Annotated in this window: 20 protein-coding genes, 1 tRNA gene and 1 pseudogene; 20 read left to right on the forward strand and 2 right to left on the reverse strand. The window is 59.0% G+C overall.

Annotated elements, in window-relative coordinates; all coding sequences use genetic code 11:
• The first annotated feature begins 37 nt into the window (after positions 1-37).
• From DUGA2_RS28425 to DUGA2_RS28455, 17 genes and pseudogenes are all read left to right on the forward strand, one after another.
• Positions 38-127, forward strand: a tRNA-Ser gene (locus DUGA2_RS28425).
• Positions 128-357: 230 nt separating this feature from the next.
• Positions 358-780 (forward strand): CBS domain-containing protein, encoded by a 423-nt coding sequence (locus DUGA2_RS28430; protein ID WP_070272711.1) that lies wholly within the window; start codon positions 358-360, stop codon positions 778-780.
• Positions 781-1,183: 403 nt separating this feature from the next.
• Positions 1,184-1,966 (forward strand): class I SAM-dependent methyltransferase, encoded by a 783-nt coding sequence (locus DUGA2_RS28435; protein WP_070272712.1) that lies wholly within the window; start codon positions 1,184-1,186, stop codon positions 1,964-1,966.
• Positions 1,967-2,136: 170 nt separating this feature from the next.
• Positions 2,137-2,580, forward strand: a complete 444-nt coding sequence (locus DUGA2_RS33820; RefSeq protein ID WP_141753406.1) for a hypothetical protein — start codon at positions 2,137-2,139, stop codon at positions 2,578-2,580.
• Between the two features lie 61 nt (positions 2,581-2,641).
• Positions 2,642-3,031 (forward strand): DUF6228 family protein, encoded by a 390-nt coding sequence (locus tag DUGA2_RS28440; RefSeq protein ID WP_141753407.1) that lies wholly within the window; start codon positions 2,642-2,644, stop codon positions 3,029-3,031.
• Positions 3,032-3,168: 137 nt separating this feature from the next.
• A complete protein-coding gene (locus DUGA2_RS34120; RefSeq protein WP_168167833.1) occupies positions 3,169-3,408 on the forward strand; it encodes a hypothetical protein in 240 nt (79 codons plus the stop codon).
• Between the two features lie 30 nt (positions 3,409-3,438).
• Positions 3,439-3,756, forward strand: coding sequence for a hypothetical protein (locus tag DUGA2_RS33825; RefSeq protein WP_071658991.1), 318 nt, complete (start codon positions 3,439-3,441; stop codon positions 3,754-3,756).
• Positions 3,757-3,890: 134 nt separating this feature from the next.
• Positions 3,891-4,223: a low molecular weight protein tyrosine phosphatase family protein gene (locus DUGA2_RS32985; protein ID WP_071658992.1), complete on the forward strand. Its 333-nt coding sequence runs from the start codon at positions 3,891-3,893 to the stop codon at positions 4,221-4,223.
• Between the two features lie 63 nt (positions 4,224-4,286).
• Complete coding sequence (locus DUGA2_RS33830; RefSeq protein ID WP_141753408.1) at positions 4,287-4,688, forward strand: hypothetical protein; 402 nt, start codon at positions 4,287-4,289, stop codon at positions 4,686-4,688.
• A gap of 58 nt (positions 4,689-4,746) precedes the next feature.
• A complete protein-coding gene (locus DUGA2_RS33835) occupies positions 4,747-5,028 on the forward strand; it encodes a hypothetical protein (protein ID WP_141753409.1) in 282 nt (93 codons plus the stop codon).
• Between the two features lie 642 nt (positions 5,029-5,670).
• Positions 5,671-6,576, forward strand: coding sequence for a M48 family metalloprotease (locus DUGA2_RS28445; protein ID WP_070272714.1), 906 nt, complete (start codon positions 5,671-5,673; stop codon positions 6,574-6,576).
• 142 nt (positions 6,577-6,718) lie between these two features.
• A pseudogene (locus DUGA2_RS33230) lies at positions 6,719-7,037 on the forward strand (IS110 family transposase); the annotation flags it as partial.
• Positions 7,009-7,137, forward strand: coding sequence for a hypothetical protein (locus tag DUGA2_RS34865; RefSeq protein WP_286162327.1), 129 nt, complete (start codon positions 7,009-7,011; stop codon positions 7,135-7,137). The pseudogene DUGA2_RS33230 and the gene DUGA2_RS34865, both read left to right, overlap by 29 nt.
• The gene (locus tag DUGA2_RS34125) at positions 7,134-7,298 is read left to right on the forward strand and encodes a hypothetical protein (RefSeq protein ID WP_168167834.1); all 165 of its coding nucleotides are present in this window, start codon (positions 7,134-7,136) and stop codon (positions 7,296-7,298) included. The genes DUGA2_RS34865 and DUGA2_RS34125 overlap by 4 nt, the downstream gene beginning before the upstream one ends.
• 178 nt (positions 7,299-7,476) lie before the next feature.
• On the forward strand, positions 7,477-8,949 hold the full coding sequence (locus DUGA2_RS28450) for an AAA family ATPase (RefSeq protein ID WP_083296516.1): 1,473 nt from the start codon (positions 7,477-7,479) through the stop codon (positions 8,947-8,949).
• Between the two features lie 3 nt (positions 8,950-8,952).
• Positions 8,953-9,807, forward strand: coding sequence for an HNH endonuclease (locus DUGA2_RS33840; RefSeq protein WP_141753410.1), 855 nt, complete (start codon positions 8,953-8,955; stop codon positions 9,805-9,807).
• 504 nt (positions 9,808-10,311) lie between these two features.
• A complete protein-coding gene (locus DUGA2_RS28455; protein WP_070272716.1) occupies positions 10,312-11,211 on the forward strand; it encodes a helix-turn-helix domain-containing protein in 900 nt (299 codons plus the stop codon).
• Here the strand turns inward: DUGA2_RS28455 and DUGA2_RS28460 are convergent.
• Both DUGA2_RS28460 and DUGA2_RS28465 read right to left on the reverse strand, forming a co-directional pair.
• Positions 11,208-12,518 (reverse strand): MFS transporter, encoded by a 1,311-nt coding sequence (locus DUGA2_RS28460; protein ID WP_083296520.1) that lies wholly within the window; start codon positions 12,516-12,518, stop codon positions 11,208-11,210. The genes DUGA2_RS28455 and DUGA2_RS28460 overlap by 4 nt on opposite strands.
• A 62-nt stretch (positions 12,519-12,580) precedes the next feature.
• Positions 12,581-13,429, reverse strand: a complete 849-nt coding sequence (locus DUGA2_RS28465) for a TauD/TfdA family dioxygenase (protein ID WP_070272718.1) — start codon at positions 13,427-13,429, stop codon at positions 12,581-12,583.
• A 419-nt stretch (positions 13,430-13,848) separates the two neighbouring features.
• Here DUGA2_RS28465 and DUGA2_RS34870 point away from each other — a divergent pair, with 419 nt between their 5' ends.
• The 3 genes from DUGA2_RS34870 to DUGA2_RS28480 all read left to right on the forward strand — a co-directional run bounded on the left by DUGA2_RS34870 (position 13,849) and on the right by DUGA2_RS28480 (position 19,247).
• A complete protein-coding gene (locus DUGA2_RS34870; RefSeq protein WP_071658993.1) occupies positions 13,849-15,483 on the forward strand; it encodes a methyl-accepting chemotaxis protein in 1,635 nt (544 codons plus the stop codon).
• A gap of 171 nt (positions 15,484-15,654) precedes the next feature.
• The gene (locus DUGA2_RS28475) at positions 15,655-18,333 is read left to right on the forward strand and encodes a TonB-dependent siderophore receptor (protein WP_070272784.1); all 2,679 of its coding nucleotides are present in this window, start codon (positions 15,655-15,657) and stop codon (positions 18,331-18,333) included.
• 59 nt (positions 18,334-18,392) lie between these two features.
• Positions 18,393-19,247 (forward strand): hypothetical protein, encoded by an 855-nt coding sequence (locus DUGA2_RS28480; RefSeq protein ID WP_070272720.1) that lies wholly within the window; start codon positions 18,393-18,395, stop codon positions 19,245-19,247.
• Positions 19,248-19,262: the final 15 nt, after the last annotated feature.

Below are 19,262 nucleotides of genomic sequence, written 5' to 3' on the forward strand. Positions count from 1 at the left end.
CAAGTGAGGGTGAGTTCTGTATAATGCTGCACACTTAGGAAGCGTGGCCGAGTGGTTGAAGGCACTAGTCTTGAAAACTAGCGACGGGTTAAACTGTTCGTGAGTTCGAATCTCACCGCTTCCGCCAGAAAACGCAAAAACCGCCCACTGGGCGGTTTTTGCATTTTCGGACGGAAGCGGTGAGATTCGAAGGGCTGGGCTTGCAAGCCCAGCCCGTTCCGAATCGCCCGACTGCTGGGCGCAAAGCGCCCAGCCTTGCGCGCCGAAGGCGCGCGGTGCATGCAAAACCAGGCGGCAAGCGGAAAAGTGCGTATTATCGTGATTAGTAAAACGATACGCTCTAACGGGGGAGGGACCATGTTGGTCAAGGAAATCATGAGCAAGAAGGTCGTCACTGTTGAACTGGACGACACACTGGCGCTCGTCAAGGAAATTTTCGAGCACAGCAAATTCCATCATCTACTGGCGATGGAGAAGGGGGAGCTGCTCGGCGTGGTTTCCGACCGTGACTTATTCAAAGCGCTCAGTCCCAATATCGGCACCTCCGTCGAGACCTACAAAGACACGGCGACCTTGAACAAGAAGGTCCACCAAATCATGTCGCGCCGACCGAAGGTGCTGTATGAAGACGCCACCATCGATGCAGCGATTGATTTGTTCAACGAGCACGGCATCTCCTGCATCCCCATCCTCGCCAAAGACGAACGCCTGGTTGGCATCCTGAGCTGGCGCGACATCCTGAGGAATTTATGCAGTACCGGCTCAACCGCCTCGTCTTGAAGCTGCTGCGCAGCTGTTGGCGCATCCACGCCGGACTGGTAATTCATGAGACGTAAATCGCACTCGCGCTCGTTGCCGGTCTGGAGCAACGGCGAGCGCGTAGGAACCTGGACCATCCCCGCTCGTGGCGAAACGCAGTTCCTTTATGATAAAGCGTGGCGGCATCAGCGGTGGAGCGGCCGCTGTCGTTGCCATACACTCACGCGGCGAACGGAATGTTTGCAAACGAGGAGTAGTCCATATGCAAGCAAAAGCTGCCGGGGATGTGCCACCTTTGGTCGGCAGTACGCTCGCGAACGCATTTGATGCGCGAAAATATTAACTTGACGACAAGTAGGGCATGGTCGATGATTGCCGGGCGGCACGGTATGACGCCGTTGCCATCAATCCTGGAGACGACACATTGAAGATATTCATCCTGGCCGCCGGCTTGCTGGCGTGCAGCCTGACCGGCCTCACGCAGGCCGCCGATATGACCGACGATGCCCCGCTGCGTACGGCCATCGCCGGTAGCCACCGGAGTAGCACCAACGTGGCGCGCGATACTTGGCGCCATCCTTACGAAACGCTCACTTTCTTCGGCATCAAGCCGGCCATGACGGTGGTCGAATTGCTGCCGGAAGGCGGTTGGTACACCGAGATCCTGGCACCCTACCTGCGCCAGGACGGCAAGCTGATCAGCGCCGGCGTCATATCCAGGACCTTGTTGGAGTCCAAGCCGGCGGTCTATGACAAGGTCGTGCGGGGCGCCTTCAGTCCTCCCAAGGCCATCTACAACTTCGCCCCAGCAAACAGCGTCGACATGGTGCTCACCTTCCGCAACGTGCACAACTTCGTCGAGCTGGGCGACGATAAGGTCAAGGACATGTTCAAGGCGCTGTACACCAGCCTGAAGCCCGGCGGCGTGCTGGGCGTGACTGACCACCGCCTGCCTGAATCCATGCCGCAAGATGCCACAGCCACGAGCGGCTACGTCCACGAGTCGTATGTGATCAAGATGGCCGAGAGCGTCGGCTTCAAGCTTGTCGGCAAATCTGAGATCAACGCCAATCCGAAGGACAAGGCCGACCACAAGGGCGGCGTATGGGCGCTGCCCCCGACCCTGGCAAACGCCGCACTTGATCGCGACAAGTACCAGGCTATCGGCGAGAGCGACCGCATGACGCTCAAGTTCGTGAAGCCATAAACGGCCTGTGCTCGCCGCGGCCAACGTAACGCCGGGCGAGTATTTGTGAATTTTTGATGCAGTGTCGCGCGTAGTCGTGGCCGAAGCTTCACCTTGGGGCTGAATCCGGCCAGCTGCGGACACTGGCCCAACCTCAAACTCATTATTAGATTCCTATTTAAGAAAGCGGCATGGCGAACTCTGAGCAACACGCAACCGGTTGGCTGAATTTCCTGCTGGCGCAAGACTTACCGTTCGCTGAAGCTCTGCGCACTCAGGTCGCTATCGGCAACGTGGGCCAACTTTGTGCTTGCGGATGTCACGGCTTTGCATTTGAAGTGCCGACTGATGCCGACTTCTTACCGCTGCAATCAGGTGCAGGGGTATTTTATGAAGTAGTACTAAGTTCTAACTTCGCCGAAGAGATTGATGTGCTTTTGTTTACCGATGAGCGAGGCTGCTTGAGTTGGGTCGATGTGACTTACGGCGCGTGTAATATCGAGCCTATGCCGGACGAAATTGTGCCTAGAGCAGTAACTGGTATTTGGCCAGGCACTCGCAAGGATCTGCCAACTGTTGAAGTAGCGGTCAAGCATTCTACAAATAGTTGGTGGAAGTTTGGCTTCAGGCGCTAACGGCCACAACCGGACCCTCGAAATCCAATTTGTAAACAAAAAGACAGTCAGAAGAAAATTGATGAATCACTTGGAACTAAAGTCACCCTATGACGGTTCGCTGCTGACTTTCAGCGTGACCCACAAATTTGAAGACGCCATTGACTTTAATGTTCAAGTGAAGACTCCTTACTTCTCAGGTAGTGCTCCTTCATCGACATTCATGGCCGTTCCGCTTGAAGAATGGTTTAAAAATATGGCTGATGACTGGGACGGCTGGAAGGGTGAAAAGAAATGGGGAGACCTGGAGAGTCGTGTCCTGTTAAGTGCGACTACCGACTCAACTGGCCACATCAAGATGAAAGTGACTTTGGCAGGTCAAGACTATGATTCTGAGTTACGAGTAAATATCATGTTTGAGGCGGGGCAATTGGAAGGTATGGCGCGTGACGCAGCGCTCCTTTTTGCATAGTCCAATCTCGGCCAGCAGCGGGCAGAACCAACGGAACAATAGATTTGAAACCTATGTCACCAGAGATATTGCAACTTAGAGCAGTCGCGCAAATGGCGCTCACGACTCACATCACGCCTCGGGTCAGAAGTATCTCGATGAGCCTAGGAGCTTCTTTGAGAGAGATATATTTTCGTATATATACCGACGGTGTATTGCCGGAGTCGGCTAAAGAAGCTTTAAACTGCGCCGTGACAGAAATTGAAGCTGCTTATCCATTGGGTTTTCTCCTTCGAATTGACGAGGAGTACCTTGTTGCACCAGAACCGACGCCGATGGAACATCTTCCAATCGTCGTTTATGCTCGCTGTGAGGATGAATGGGTAGACCGGACTTGACAGCAACCGGCCAATAGCAGACCGCCACACATGAAAGTCACCCTAAAAAGGATTAAAAAGATGGAATGGCCGTTCGACCAAGCACCTAACGTGGCTGCAATTTGCACTCGCCAAGTAATTGAGGAGAATTTTCCAATCCTTCGAGTAGTGCATTATTCTGATGATGATAGTTGGGCCTTTACCTGCGGCACCACAAACGACTCGGAAGATATTCGGATTATTGGCATGAGCGAAGCACTTCAACTGGACCCGACTATCGTCGACATCGCCTCCCTTGCTCCGGGGTGGGGTGCTTCGCGCGTCGCCGTTGGCGGAGTCTGGAGCAAAGAGAAATTAATTACTGGCTAAGCGCCAGAGTGACTTAGTGATGTTCGTGAGCGCATGACAGGCTACGGCTGCGGTCGTTCGAAAGAGGCTATTCCGTTTTCGGCCAGTAGCTGCCGTTCCCAACATTTAAGAATATACTTTGAGGTTGAAATCGATTGAAGCGCGCACTGTTCATCTGTAGCCAAAACCGTCTGAGAAGCCCGACAGCTGAACAGATATTCTCTGTCTGGCCAGATGTTGAGACCGATTCGGCGGGGTTGGGTGGTGATGCAACTGTACCGCTGTCGTCTGAGCAAATAGCTTGGGCAAACATCATATTTGTGATGGAAAAAGCCCATCGGAATCGACTCGCATTCAAATTCCGTCCATATTTAAATGGGAAGCGCGTTATCTGCCTCGATATTCCGGATGATTATGAGTGCATGCAACCTGATCTCATAAAACTCTTGGAAGTAAAAGCCGGTCGTTTTTTACGTTCGCCCTCATAGGCCGAACTCGGCCATCAACGAACGGAATGAATTAGACTTCTTCGTTTACGAGTTAGGATTTGTATGGGTGCACCAATTATCATCGACGATTGCATGGATCTGTGGGTGTCGAATGGAGTAAAGGACTATTTCTGCGAGATCATCGTAAACGGTGCAGCGCTTAGAGGCCTAGATGTTTCAGCAGTCTATGAAAACGCGCCAGGAATCGCTGGTACGTTTGGAGTATCTGGTGTCGGCATCGATGCGGACGAGTTCTATCTATACTTCGGTGGTCGTGAAGGTTTCAGGGAACACCTCGATTTTTGTAGTAACCGAATGGAAGAACTGTGCGACGGCGATGAAAGAAGTACTGCCACGATGCAGCGTGTCTTTGCGTGGGCAAAATATAAGATGGATGGCGGGGCTCTAGACGACAGCAAAGATGATTTCGCCGGCTCTTGGCCGCCGGGCTATTCAGGTAAATAGTTACTTCTTTCGGCCAGGAGCTGCCCTTGACTTGGAATGGCTTTAAACGGGAGAGGCAATGAATGATTTTGAAAGCTTCCCAATTGTTGGGGAAGCTGCCTTTGAGCTTTTGAAAAATTCTGGATTAAAAGGATTTTCTTGCGACAGACGGGAGTACCCCACTCATGTCAGCATGTCCAGCGTTTGGTTATTCTTATTCGATAGGAACGTGTTGAGAGTAACGTCCGAGATGCATGACTTGAAAGACTGGGATGAAGTCGGTAGCATTGTAGTCGATGTTGTACCCTTAACCGACGACCTTCCGCAGATGATAGAACTACCTTGTAGTTGGGGGGGATAGCTTCGATAGAGAAGCTTATTGTTCGTGAAGACGCTTATTTTCAGGCTGAGAGTGGCGTAAAAATTTCCAATTCAGCGGGCGAGGAAATTGTCATTTGTAATGCCTCCGCGCCTTGCGAGGTAACGATGGAAGCGCCATTCTTCCATGATGAATTTAAACCAGAATACGACATTGGTAAGTATGAATTTTTTGCTGATTCCGGCGAATAGCGACAGCAGCTCCGGGTTTCGGCGGTGGTATCTAAAAGATAAATACGAAGGTCCGAGATGGGGCGGAAGCGGAAGTTGATATCTCATTGGTTTCAAATGAAATTGATTTGATTTTTTGAATTAGATTATTAAATTTTGAAACAGGTGGGCGCAAAGGTGGGTAAATGAAAAAATCGCGAATTTTTCATAGGGAGAATCACTGACACCGCTTCCGCCAGAAACGAGGGGCTAGGCTTTCAAGTCCAGCCCACTCCGAAGCGCGCGGCCTGGCGCGCCGAGGGTGCGCTTACGCGCTTACCGGTACCATTTCCAGGCTCCGCATAGAGCCCCTCGGAGGGCGTGCGAGAAGCATTTCATTGCGTTGCCGCAAGACAACTCTCCCTTGGTCATGCTAGTATGGCTACTTCTGGTTATTGTGGGGTTGAGAATTTAAATGGGCAATATTAATTCATACGCCAAGTTCGCTAAGTACAGTCTTGCGGCGCTTTGGGCCGTGTTTGGGCTGTCAGTCGTGACTGTGGTGCTTTGCCACAATTTGGGCTTCACCGGCAGGTTGCAGTCGTCAGCAAGCTTGTTATGCGTCGTTCTAGGACTGCCGTTGTTACTCACCATTCAATACTTCCTCGATGTTGTCGCGAAGGTGTCCACGGAATATCAGGTCACTCTCAGCAAGGATGTCAGGCAGCGTCTCGCGCCGTTGGCAGCACATCTGCATAGCGAGGTGTTGATTGGATCTTATCCTGGCAATGAAGCCAACGCCTTCGCCATTTCTTCCGTATTTGGCAGCAAGGCCTTGATTGCCTTCTCTTCCCAATTGCTGAAAGTGGCTGACGATCAGCAGTTGATGGCGATCGCGGCGCATGAGATTGCCCATCTCAAAAATGGCGACTCAAGAAACAAGGCCTTCATTCTGGCCTTTAGTCACGTCGTACGGGTCTATCCACACATCCTGTCCGAACTATCGAAGAGCTTATTGAAAAATGTCGCGATTGTGCTCCTGGGCATGGGCGCGCTGCTTCTGTTGCTGGTGCTGATATTTCCTGAGGTCGGTACCCAGCTGAATGGCTGGCAGTCTGTGTTTCAGGCTTTTCTTCCCGTGTTGGCTTGGCCGGTGGGCGTGATCCTCGCTTACTTCACCTTAAACCATTTGCTGAACCGGGCATACTTTGCCTACAGCAGGGAGCGTGAATTTGCTGCGGACGCAGATGGCGCGGCATTGACATCGCGCCAGAAAATGATTTCCGCACTTTCCTTGTTGGCCGAGAGTGAGGAGGGAGCCATCAGCGTATTCGATACGCATCCACCCCTTCAGGACCGCAAGAAGCGGCTTGCTGGCTGAAGTCGCGCACGCCAACCCGGCCCGGAGCGCCGAGCGCGCGGGGGGCTATTGAGATGGTCACCCTCCACCCTATCAGTTACTAAACTTATAGGGTGTTTTCATTTCTGAGGAGACCATCATGGAAGCCGTGACACTGACCCCCCTGGCCAATTTCCGTCCTTGCACGATTGTGATGGAAGCCTGCGCCGGCGCTCACTACATGGCGCGACAATGATCGGCCTGGGACACGAGGCCAAGCTCATTTCGCCCCGGTTTAAAAGCAATAAGAATGATTTCGTTGGTACAGAAGCCATCTGTGAGGCTGCCAATCCCCCTTCAATGCGCTTCGTCACGTAAAAAACGAAGCTCAGCAAACGCTGTCCGCACTGCACCGCGTGCGCGAATCGCTGGTACGCGTACTGGAACGACTGCATACCCATTTCAAACACCTTGATGAGCAAATTGCCTGTATCGAAACAGACGCCGAGCCGGCAGGAGCAAACCTTCGAGACCCGCGTCGGCATACATGGGGACTTGAAATTTGCCGAGGCGCCGGACCACATCCCCGGCGGCGCATCATGACCGATATCACGCATCCCACCAAAGAGTCCGTTCGCGCGTACATGGAACGCCGTACACAGCAATCCTGCGAGCCGCCGCCGGCGCAGGAAGAGATCCGACGCCAGCTGGGCTGGCACATGCTGCCGGCTGCCCGGTGGACGGGCGATCCTGAGCGTGATTGAACATGCGGATAGACTTCTCTGGAACTTCGGTGCCCACGTGACAAATCGCGTATTTTCCCGTGAGGCAAGATGATATTCTAGCCAGATGGCTACAATCATAAAAAGCGTCTGTGTTGAGTAAGCCCACTTCCAGATGAACAAGTTAGTGAGCGGGTCAATATTGCGGGAAATATAATCAATGAAAGTTCTCTCTTTGGATGTGAGTTTGGCTTCGTTCGAATCTCCTTTTCAGATAATGGATGAGGAAAACGATGCGAATAATTGGATAACTGTGTTTATAGGCGAAAATGGGACTAAAAAAAGTCTCTTGTTACGCCTTCTTGTCGAGGCAGGTCTATTTTCAAAAGTGTATAAAGGACATGGCCACCCAGGTATCCGTTGCTCTTTGAATCTCAACGGCGAGGCCGCGCCAAAAAAGGTGATCGCGATTTCAGGAACACCGTTTGACCGATTTCCGCGAGGCGGCACGCGAGATTGGCATAAAAAAAGCATGAATGCCTACGAAAAAAAGGGATATGTCTACTTAGGGCAACGTGCCGCCAATGGGGTTGTCGGTACGACGCAGAACGAGAAAACGCTATCCTCCGTGTTCATCCGTTACGCCGACCGGCTGCTGGAGCAGTCCATACCGCTTACTCGGGTGTTCAATCACCTCAAGCTTCAGCCTGCACTCGGAATTCGCGTGAAACGGCCCAACTACTTGAATGTGAAGACGGCAAAGGCTGGCGCGCCTGTCATGTCCCGATTGCGGTATGAAGCATACGTGCGCGGTTTGCCGGAGAAACTCAATGAGCTTGGCGCATCGCGGGTAGTGACAATAAGGTGGTTGAAGCAGATGGAATTCTTTATCGAGCAGCTGCAAAACGAAGACGTTTCCGCGGGCGTCATGCACTTGCTCGAAGAGCTACATGAAAGCCAAATTGCGTTCTGGCTTACTCCGGATGCGCACAAAATAAGCCGCAAAAATGCGGTCTGGAAAAGCCTTAGTGATTGGCGTTGCGCAATTGATTTGGGACTTGTCGAGGTAGAGGGGCTGAATTTAGCCAAAATGGACGAGGCCGCTCTGCCGATGCTGGCCAAGGATGCGGTTCGCGACAGTGATTTAAGTTCCGGACAGTGGAATTGGCTGTCCAGCCTGGCCGGTCTCACACTTGAACTGCAGGATTACAGTCTGGTATTGATCGACGAGCCGGAAAATAGTTTGCATCCAAGCTGGCAACGCGAATATATCCAAGTGCTCAGCGAAGTGATGAATTCCCGTAATCACTGCCATGCCGTCATTGCTACACATTCGCCATTTATCGCTTCAGGACTTTCTGAAACCATGGGAAATGTGCGCTCGCTGAAAATGGTCCATCTCGATAAAGACGACCAATGGAAGGTGCATAACTCAGTTGTTGCGCCATCTTACGGTTGGGCTGCAAACGATGTGTATCAGGATGTTTTTGGCATGAACTCCACCAGGGCGCCGGAATTTGTGGAGCGCGCAGATTTGGCATTGCGAATACTCAGCGAAGGAAGATTGGAAAACGCCGCTCAACTCAGGGAAATTGTGGAGATGTTGAAAATAGATTTTCTAAAACTGCCGGCGTACGACATCATGCGCGAAATTTTAATGGATATTATTTCTGATGCAGCGTCTTTTGGGTAAAAAATGCCATCCTTGATACCAACCAGAGTCTTGTGCGAAAGTTTATCGATAGGTAATTTATCTTCAGCTTTAGTAAGCCGGGTGCGTGCGCACGGAACATTGGAGTGGAGTACGAAACTTGACGGGATCACTGATCTTCGCTCTGAGTTGCTTAAAATACAACATTTTAGATGCGCCTATTGTCAGACGCCGATTTTTGCGGATCAAAATGGCCTTCGCGAGCTCGAACATATCCTTCCCAAACATGCCTCGCCATATGTTGACATCACCACCGGATTTACAAGCATTTTTTCTGACCGCTACCATACATACGGCTACGAGCAGTTTTGCTTTGAACCTAAAAACATTATAATTACCTGCAAGCAGTGCAATTCATCAAAAACTACGTTTGATCCGCTTTTTATCAGGTCGTTGGTTTTATCCGACTACCCCGTGATCGCTACCGATTTTTTTTGGGTTCATCCATATTTCCATCATTATTCGGAGCATATTACAATTTCCGAAAACTGGACCTATAAGGGCGAGACATACGAGGGGAAAGCGCTTATTCGTGTTTGCAAACTCGATGAAATAGAGGTGTTAGCCCGCCGGCAAATGGCTGCGGCGCTGGCAGAGCATGCGTCGAATTTGAAGCTTACCCTTAAAAAGTTTAGCGCTCATATCGATGATCTGGCCGCGAGCGATTGCGTGAATGTAATTGTGTTGAAGTTTGGGATTTCAGTTCCCGATGCGGAAGCACTCGTCGCAGCATGGTTTAAACATGGCGCCGACATTACTTCGAAATCACTTTCCAGTGCGCTCGCTTTAACCAGGACAATTCAAGCAAAATTGGCACGGTTGGGAGTAAAAAAGAGATGACCTTGCAGTGACTTGCTCGACCGGCGCATCGTTCTCAATCGGAGCTTGAATCCTGCTCAATGGCTTTGCTTCGGGCGGGGCGGTCAATGGCAATACGCATTACAGCGCTGCGCCGCTGGGCTCTTGTGTCGTCAAGATGGCAATGCAAGAATAGGCCGCCCCCCAGAGGGACTTGCATAAGTACGGCTGAAAGTGTCATCAGCCGCGATGTGATCATTGTCGGCGCCTGCCTGGCAGGTTCCGCCGACCGTCGAATTCAAACTCAGCCGGGTGGAAACCATGCGTGCCGATCCGGTCCAGCAGCCGGAACATATGCTCCAGTCCCCCGTGCGCATGGCGTGCGTGCGCTGACGCATTGGTGGCGATCGCCCCAGCTTCGGCCGCCACCCGGCGTGTTTCAAGCGGCTGGAGCATGCCAGGACGGGCAATTCGACGAATTAGTGATTTGACATCAAGACTGCCGCGCTCGATAATCGGTTCTCCGCCATAAGCCTGGACGAGCCCATGGGTACCGCGATAGACAATACCGAAGTGTTGAAAGACTGGTTCCTGCGCAGTGGCGTGCATACGCCGCTGCATACCTGCATCGGCCCCTTGCCCAGCTCCAAGGCCTCCATCGTGCGCTGGACCAGCAACCAGCCGGATTCGATGATCCAGACCATCAGCTCCCATCCCAACGATTACCGCATCGCCATCATGCTGGAGCCGGTCGACGCCCGCATCTGGCTGCACGGCCAGCCGGTGTGGGGCGGGGTGATCGCGGCCGAACGCTTCCGCATCTGTCCGCCCAGCGGCTCCAGCCAGTGGAGCCGCCTGAGCAGCTGCGACATCGTCAACCTGTTCGTGCCGGCCGCGCTGATCGACAGCCTGAACGCGCAGCGCGCAACGCCGCTCAGCCTGGGCGCCCAGCAGTTCACCTCGGACCGCCACGTGATGGAACTGGTGCGCCGCATGCTCAACGCCGACGCGCTGGCCGGGCCGCTGCAGTCGCAGTATTGCGACGGCATGATGGTGGCGCTGCTGAGCTATCTGCTGGAGCATTACAGCCGGCCGGCGGCGGCGCCGCAGTCCAGCACGCTGGGCGGCGGACGCCTGCGCCGCGTGCTGACCCACATGGGCGCCAACCTGGCCACCGGCGTCAGCAACCGCGACCTGGCGGCGCTGTGCGGCATGAGCGAGGCGCATTTCTCGCGCGAGTTCCATCTGGCGCTGGGCCTGCCGCCGCACCGCTACCTGATGAAGATGCGGCTGGAGCAGGCGCGCACCATGCTGCTGGCCGGCGGCCGGCCGATGGGCGACATCGCCGAAGCCTGCGGCTTCCACGACGCCAGCCATCTGTCGCGCACCTTCAGCCGCCACTTCGGCACGCCGCCGGCCCGCTTCCGCCAGCAGCGCGGCAACTAGGCGGTCTTCAACAGCTGGCGCGAAAAACTCACCACCGCGCCCACCGCGGCGAAGCCGGCCGCCGTCGCCAGCGCATACGCCGGGCCCTGCGTGCCGGACAGCGTGAAGCAAAACGCCACCAGCGCCGCGCCGGTGGCCTGGCCGCTCAGGCGCGCGGTGGCGACGATGCCGCTGGCGCTGCCGGCCCGCGCGCGCGGCGCGCTGCCCATGATGGCCTTCATGTTCGGCGCCTGGAAGCAGCCGAAACCCAGGCCGCACAAGGCCATCCGCCAACCGATGTCGAAGGCCGACGCGTGCGCCGGCAGCGTCGCCAGCAGCAGCGCGCCGGCGCATAACACCACCAGGCCGATGCCGCCCAGCGTGCCGGCGGCGTAGCGGTCGCTGAGCCTGCCGGCAAGCGGCCCCATCACCGCGACCAGCACCGGCCACGGCGTCATCAGGAAGCCGGTGTCGATCGGCGAACGGCCCAGCGTGTGTTCGAAGAAAAACGGCAGCGAGACGAAGGCCAGGCCCTGCACCGCGAAGGTACAGAAGGCCGTCAGCGCCGACAGCGCGAACATCGGCCGGCGGAACAGGTCCACCGGAAACAGCGGCGCCGCGTGGCCGCGCTGGCGGCGCAGCAGCAGCAGCCAGCACAGCGCGGCGGCGCCGAGTTCGAACGGCAGCCGCGCCGGTGCGGCGCCATGGGCGGCCTCGCCCAGCGCCAGGATCAGCAGGCCGAAGGCGCCGACGTTGTACAGCGCCGCCGGCAAGTCCAGCCTATGCGCCGCGCGCGCCGTGTGCGGCAGCGCCCGCCCAGCGGCGGCCAGCGCCAGCACGCCCAGCGGCACGTTGATCGCGAACAGCCACGGCCATGACGACACGGACAGGATCACCGAGGCCACCGTCGGCCCCACCGCGAAGGCCACCGCCACCACCAGCGCGTTGGTGCCGAAACCCTGGCCCTGGCGCTCGGGCGGGTAGATGGCGCGTATCAGCGCGGTGCTGACGGCCATCATGGCGCTGGCGCCCAGGCCTTGCAGCAGCCGCGCCGCCACCAGCGCCGGCAGCGACCACGCCAGCGCGCAGGCCAGCGAGGCGGCCGTGAACAGCGCCAGCCCGCCGATGGCGACGCGGCGGTAGCCGGCGATCTCGCCCAGTGCGGCCAAGGGCAGCAGCGTCGCCACCATCGCCAGTTGATAAGCGTTGACGATCCACACCGACGCCGCCGGCGTCGCGTGCAGCTGCTGCGCCATGGCCGGCAGCGCGGTGTTGGCGATCGCCGTGTCCAGCGAGGCCAGCGCCACGCCGGTCATCAGCGACAGCATGGCCCAGGTGCGCTCGGCCGGCGGCAGGCCGGTCTCCGCCGCAGCGCAGGCGTCCACCGTGCTCAATCGCGCACCACGCCGGACGGGCCGATGCGTTCGGCGTTGGGCACGTCGGACATGCGGATGCGGATCAGGTGGCGGCGCTCGTCCTCGTAGGTGGTGCGGCCGTGCAGCATGCGGTGGTTGTCGGCCCACAGCAGCGTGTCGGTGGCCAGCTGCTGCTTGAAGCGCGGCGCGCTGTGCTCGGCCACTTCGTTCATCAGCGCCAGCGCGTCCACCACCGCCGGCGAACTGAGGTCGGGCCGCACGGCCAGGCCTTTCTGGATGGCGTCGTAGCGCCAGCGCAGCGTGAAGCGGTCGCCGTCGCGGCGCGGCGCGTCGAACACCCGCGCCACGTGGTGCTCGATGGCGGCGTCGCCAGCCGCGTACACGGCCGGCACGCGGAACGGCACCGGCGTGCTGCTCAGCAGCTCGTAGGCGTCGCGGCCGGCGGCGGTTTGCTGCAGCGTCCGGTAAATGTCCTCGCCGTCGATCAGCAGCGAGTGGCCGCCCTGGCAGTCGGCCGCCTGCACCACGTACAGGATGAACTGCTCCTCCGGCATCGGATAGAACGAGGAATCGGTGTGCATGTCGGCGCTGCCGACGCGCTCGGAGAAGGTGGTGAAGCGGGCGTCGCTGTGCGCGCCCGGCCGCGCCTTGACGTCCCAGGCCACGCGGCCGGTGCGCTGGTCGGTGGAGGTGGGGTAGCCCAGCATCAGCGTGATCGCGTACAGCGCGGCGTTGCGGCGGTCCTCGCTCAAGCCTTGCAGGCCGAGGCCGCTCAGGGCGACGCCGTTGCTGCCGGCGGCGCGCAGCTGCCGCGTCAGCCGGCGCAGCGCACCGACTTCGCCCAGCTCGGCGCGCAGCGCCACTTCCTCCGGGTGGGCGTAAAAACCGTTTTCATTAAAGTCATTAAATCGGCGGCTGATAATTTGATATATGTTATTTAAATCATCTCCCCAAGATATATCAGCAGCGCAAATAGTGACATTCTCACTTTTATTCAATGACGTAGACATAAGAGTTCCTTTTGTTTAAGGAGTGGCAGGGCGGTGGGGGAGCGGATATTCTAATGCTGTCAAACGAATTGAACTGTTGTATTTAATGGGATTTGGAAACTAAAATTTCACCTGGTGTAATTATGAAAATGCTTTAGAAACAATGTGTTGCGGACGGTCAACAAGCAAGAAATGCCCGCTGGGTGTTGAGCATGGCATGCGCTATGATTCAAAACTGACTCAGCCCGCTTTGCGGAAGTTACTATCAAAATAGACGTTGAAGGACTAGCAAAATGAAATGGTTTAATTCCCTGCGCCTGGCGCAGAAGCTAGGTCTGGCATTCTCGTCAGTATTGGCGATGACCGTACTGGTGGGAGTATTTTCAATTTGGGAACTATCCCAGGTGAATAATACGGCCAAGCGTTTTTCAGCGCGCTGGATGCCCAGCATCCGGGTGATCGAGGACATCAAATCGCAGATCGCGCGCATCCGCACCCGTGAGCTGCAATACATCATTTCGTCCAGCCCGGCGGACATGGACAAGTACGACCAGGTGATCGCCAAGGACCTGGAGGACTTGAAGAAAATGCAGGATGACTACACGGCGCTGGCGGTCTCCCCCGAGGAGCGCGCCAAGTACGCCAATTTCGTCGAGCTGTGGGGCCGCTACATGCAGGAGGACGCCAAGATCCGCGCCGCCGCCCGCGCCAGGGACGACGACAAGGCCAGGGCGCTGATCCGCGGCGAGTCGAACAAGCTGATCGTGGCGCTGCGCGGCCAGGTCGACCAACTGGTCGATTTCTACACCGACGGCGGCAAGCAGGAGGCGGTGGAGGGCGACCTCCGCTACGCCTCGTCGCGGCTATGGATACTGGTGCTGATGGCCGGAAGCGTGGCGTTCGGCGCCGTCGGCGCGTTGCTGATCACGCGCTGGCTGACGCGCAGCCTGGGAGGCGAGCCGGACTACGCCACCGGCATCGTCAGCCAGATCGCCGCCGGCGACCTTGGCGTCACCGTCGAGACCCGGGCCGGCGACAACAGCAGCCTGCTGTTCGGCATGCGCACCATGCGCGACAACCTGGAGAAGATCGTCGGCGAAGTGCGCGGCGCCACCGGCGTCATCGCCAGCGCCTCCGGCCAAATCGCCGCCGGCAACCTGGACCTGTCCTCGCGCACCGAGCAGCAGGCCAGTTCGCTGGAGGAGACGGCCGCCTCGATGGAGGAGCTGACCTCGACCGTGCGCCACAACGCCGACAACTCGGCCCAGGCCAAGCAGCTGGCCACGGACGCCGCCAGCGTGGCGCAGAAGGGCAGCGCGGTGGTGGCGCAGGTGGTCGACACCATGGGCGCGATCAACACCTCGTCGCGCAAGATCGCCGACATCATCGCCGTCATCGACGGCATCGCTTTCCAGACCAATATCCTGGCGTTGAACGCGGCCGTCGAGGCGGCCCGCGCGGGCGAGCAGGGACGGGGCTTCGCGGTGGTGGCGACGGAAGTGCGCAACCTGGCGCAGCGCTCGGCCGCATCGGCCAAGGAGATCAAGGAGCTGATCGGCGAATCGGTCGGCCAGGTCGAGATCGGCAGCAAGCTGGTGGCCGAAGCCGGCGCGACCATGAACGAGGTGCTGGCGAGCGTGCAGGGCATGGCCGGCGTGATGGCGGAAATCAGCCACGCCAGCCGCGAGCAGAGTTCCGGCATCGAGCAGGTGAACCAGGCCATTTCGCAGATGGATACCGTGACCCAGCAGAACGCCGAGCTGGTGCAGCAGGCGGCGTCCGCCGCCCAGGGTTTGCAGGAGCAGGCCGCCACGTTGTCGCAGCTGGTCAGCGTGTTCCAGCTGAAGGATGGCAGCCGCGCCAACACGCCGGCGCTGCGCGGGCCGCGCGGCAAGCCGAGGCCCATGTTGAGCGGGGCGGCGCGTTAGTGCCGACTGCCGGCGATGGCGTGGCCTGCATCCCACAGTTTGCACTGCGGCATGGGAATGCGAGCCGGATAGTACAAAAACAGCAGTTCCGTCCGTGACCTCGGCACGACGACCCAACACACTCCAGACAGTTTCAGGGAATTCATCAAACTGTCACACAACGGAGTGTTCATGTCGCAAATTCGCCCTATCGTTCGAGCCGTCGCGCTGCTGTGCGCCGGCGCCGCACCCTTGTACGCCGCTGCCCAGAGCGGCGCTGACGCCAACGCCGGCGCGCCGCCGCGCGTGGAGATCACCGGTTCGCGCATCAAGCGCGTCGATGCCGAAACCGCGTCGGCCGTGCAGCTTATCACGGCCGAGCAGATCGCCCGTTCGGGCGCGGCCACCGTCACCGACGTGCTGCGCGATCTGCCGTCCGGCAATGCCGGCGGCTACACCAGCGAGGGCACGCCCGGCCAGGCCTTCGGCTCGTCCGGCGTTTCGCTGCGCGGCCTCGGCGCGGGCGCGACGCTGACCCTGATCAACGGCCGCCGCGTGGCCCCGTTCGGCTTCGGTTCGGCCTCGTTTGTCGACACCAACGCCATCCCGGTCGACGCCATCGACCGCATCGAAGTGCTGCTGGACGGCGCCTCGGCCATCTACGGCGCCGACGCCATCGGCGGCGTGATCAACATCATCCTGCGCAAGAACTACGAGGGCCTGGGCGTGACGGCCTCGGCCGGCACCTCGGCCTACCACGACGGCAACACCGGCGCCATCGGCCTCACCTACGGCAAGGGCACGCTGGCGCAGGACGGCTACAACTGGCTGCTGAGCCTGTCCCATCGCGACAGCAGCCCGGTGCTGGTCAACGCCCGCCCGCGCACCAAGGACTCCGACTTCCGCCGCCTCGGCCTGAGCGACCGCCGCTCCTCCTTCTCCAGCAACGCTTACATCGCGTCCGGCACCACCGGCGGCAGCTTCCTCGGCATCATCGGCGATTGCCCGCCGCTGGTCGATGCGGGCTCGCCGCTGAACGGCCGCTGCGTCAACGACAACACCACCGCCGTCACGCTGCAATCGAAGAGCCAGCGCGACAACGCCTACAGCGCGCTGACCTACGACCTGGGCCAGGGCTGGGAAATGTTCGGCGACGCCGCGCTCAGCCGCAGCCGCCAGGCATCCGGCATGTACAGCTACGCCACCAACTCCTACGGCGCCTACACCAACGACCTGGTCGACAAGTACGGCCTGTACGGCAACGCGCCCGGCACCACCATCAGCTATCTGCTGCTGCCGGCCGACCATCCGCAAAACCAGTGGGGCAAGACGGTCGGCGTGCGCTATGTGTTCAACGACATCCCGACCACCATCCGCAGCGAGAGCCGCAACGTGCGCGCCACGCTGGGCGCGCGCGGCACCGTGGGCAAGTGGGACGTGGAAGGCGCGGCGATGTTCTCGCGCTCGCTGACCGACACCAGCTATCGCGGCTACATCCAGGACAAGGTGCTGATCAACGACGTGCTCGATGCCGACGGCCTGGTGCGCAAAAGCTTCCTGCTGCACCAGCCCGCCAAAAACGATGCCGGGCTGATGGGCCGCCTGTATCCGCAGCTGGACAACCACGCCGACACCAGCACCAGCAGCGTCGACCTGCACGGCAACCGCGAGCTGTACACGCTGCCGGGCGGCGCGCTGTCGATCGCGGTCGGCGCCGAGTACCGCCGCGAGAAATTCGACGCCACGCCGGATCCGCTGTTCACCGACGGTTCCATCCAGCTGATCGGCATGACCGGCTCCAACGGTTCGCGCAGCGTGACCGCCGCATATGGCGAGTTGTCGGCGCCGGTGCTCAAGTCCGTCGAGCTGAGCCTGGCCGCGCGCTCCGACCGCTACAGCGATTTCGGTTCGGCGTTCACGCCCAAGGCCGGCATCAAATGGCGTCCGCTGCCGCAGCTGGCCTTGCGCAGCACGTATGCCGAAGGCTTCCGCGCGCCATCGCTGCCGGAGCTGCATGCCGGGAACACCAACGGCTACAGCAAGGTGCTCGATCCCAAGCGCTGCCCGGTGTTCAGTTCCACCAACGACGATTGCGAACGCTACGTGGCCTTCACCACCGGCGCCAATCCCGACATCCAGGCGGAGAAATCCAAGAGCGTGACGATAGGCTTCGTCGCCGAGCCGGTGCCGGGCTGGTCGCTGTCGGTGGATGCCTACCACATCAAGCGCCGCGACGAGCTCTCCACCATCAGCGCCAGCTATCTGCTGGAGCATGAGGGCCAGTATGCCGACCGCATTGTGCGCAACCCGGTCAGCGGCAAGCTCGACCACCTGAGCCTGATCACCGCCAACCTGTCGTCGACGCAGACGCGCGGCGTCGACGTCGATGCGCGCGGCAGCTTCAGCGTCGGCGACTGGGGCCGCTTCTCGCTCAGCGCCAGCTACAACCGCATGAACAGCTACCTGAGCAGCGGCAATCCGGGCGAGGATCCGGTCGACTACGTCGGCTACTACCTGCAGCCGAAGAACCGCGGCCGCGCCGGCGTGGCCTGGGATCGCGGCCCGTGGGACGCCAGCCTCAACTGGAACTACGTGGGCGGCTATTCGATCAAGAGCACGCCTGACGCGGTGTGCTCCTTCCAGGCCGCGACGCCGCAGTATTGCGATGTCCACTCGTGGCTGACGGCCAGTGCCTTCATCCGCTACAAGGGCTGGCGCAATCTGGAGCTGTCGCTGTCGGTGCAGAACCTGGCCAACAAGGAAGCGCCGATGGACGCCAGCCAGATCGCTTACCTGCAAGGCTATGGCACCTCCTACCACAGCCAGCTGGGCCGCTTCGTTCAGCTGACGGCCAGCTACAAGTTCAAGTAATCAACCCAGGCGCCGGCTGGTGTTCACACGAACGCCGGCGCCGTTTTATGAGTCTCCACATGTCCTGTCACAGAATGTTCTGCGCGCTGAGTGCGCTGCTGCTGTCCGCCTGCAGCACCCTCGCGCCTGTCGATCACAACAACGACGCCTTGCGCGTCGAATGCCACTGGGATCTGCAATACCCGAGCGTGGCGCCGGCCGACGCCACCTTGGCCCAGCTGCGCGAGACGGCCACGCGCCGCCTGGGCGCGCTGAACCTGAATGCGCAGTGGGAGCTGAACAGCGAAGGCGCGACCGCCGAAGCCTTCACCGACAGCGAGCCCGACCGCCAGCGCCTGCATCGCCTGCTGAGCGTGGTGCTGCCGGGCATGGAACGCTACCCGTCCGCCTTCTTCGCCAACGTCCGCCTGCACAACATCGTGCTGGTGAAGGAACTGGCGGTGGGCGGCCAGCGCCGGCTGGCGATGCCGATGGCCGAGGTGGACAGCGTGGCCTACGCCGACAACAGCGCGAAGCTGTGCCCGGCCGGCATGGAGATGCGCGTGCACCACGAGTTCTACCACTTCATCGACTACCGCGAGCACGACGACTACTACCACGCCGATCCCGCGTGGCTGGCGATGAATCCGGCCGAGCTCACCTACGGCAAGGGCGGTGCCAGCTTCTACGGCAAGAACCTGCAGGATGTCGGCCACGCCAAGCCAGGTGTGGTCAGCCTGTATTCGAGCTACGGCCAGGAAGAGGACAAGGCCGAAACCTTCGGCTGGATGATGACGCCGGACTACGCCGCGCGCCTGGACCTGTACGTGATGCAGGACGCCCACCTGGCGGCCAAGCTGCGCCACATGCGCGCGCAGTTCCGCAAATACAGCCAGCCGGCGGACGCGAGAAATAGTTCGGCGACGGGCTTGTAAAAGTTTCAAGCAGCC

Source organism: Duganella sp. HH101, assembly GCF_001758795.1.
Taxonomy (GTDB): domain Bacteria; phylum Pseudomonadota; class Gammaproteobacteria; order Burkholderiales; family Burkholderiaceae_D; genus Rugamonas; species Rugamonas rivuli.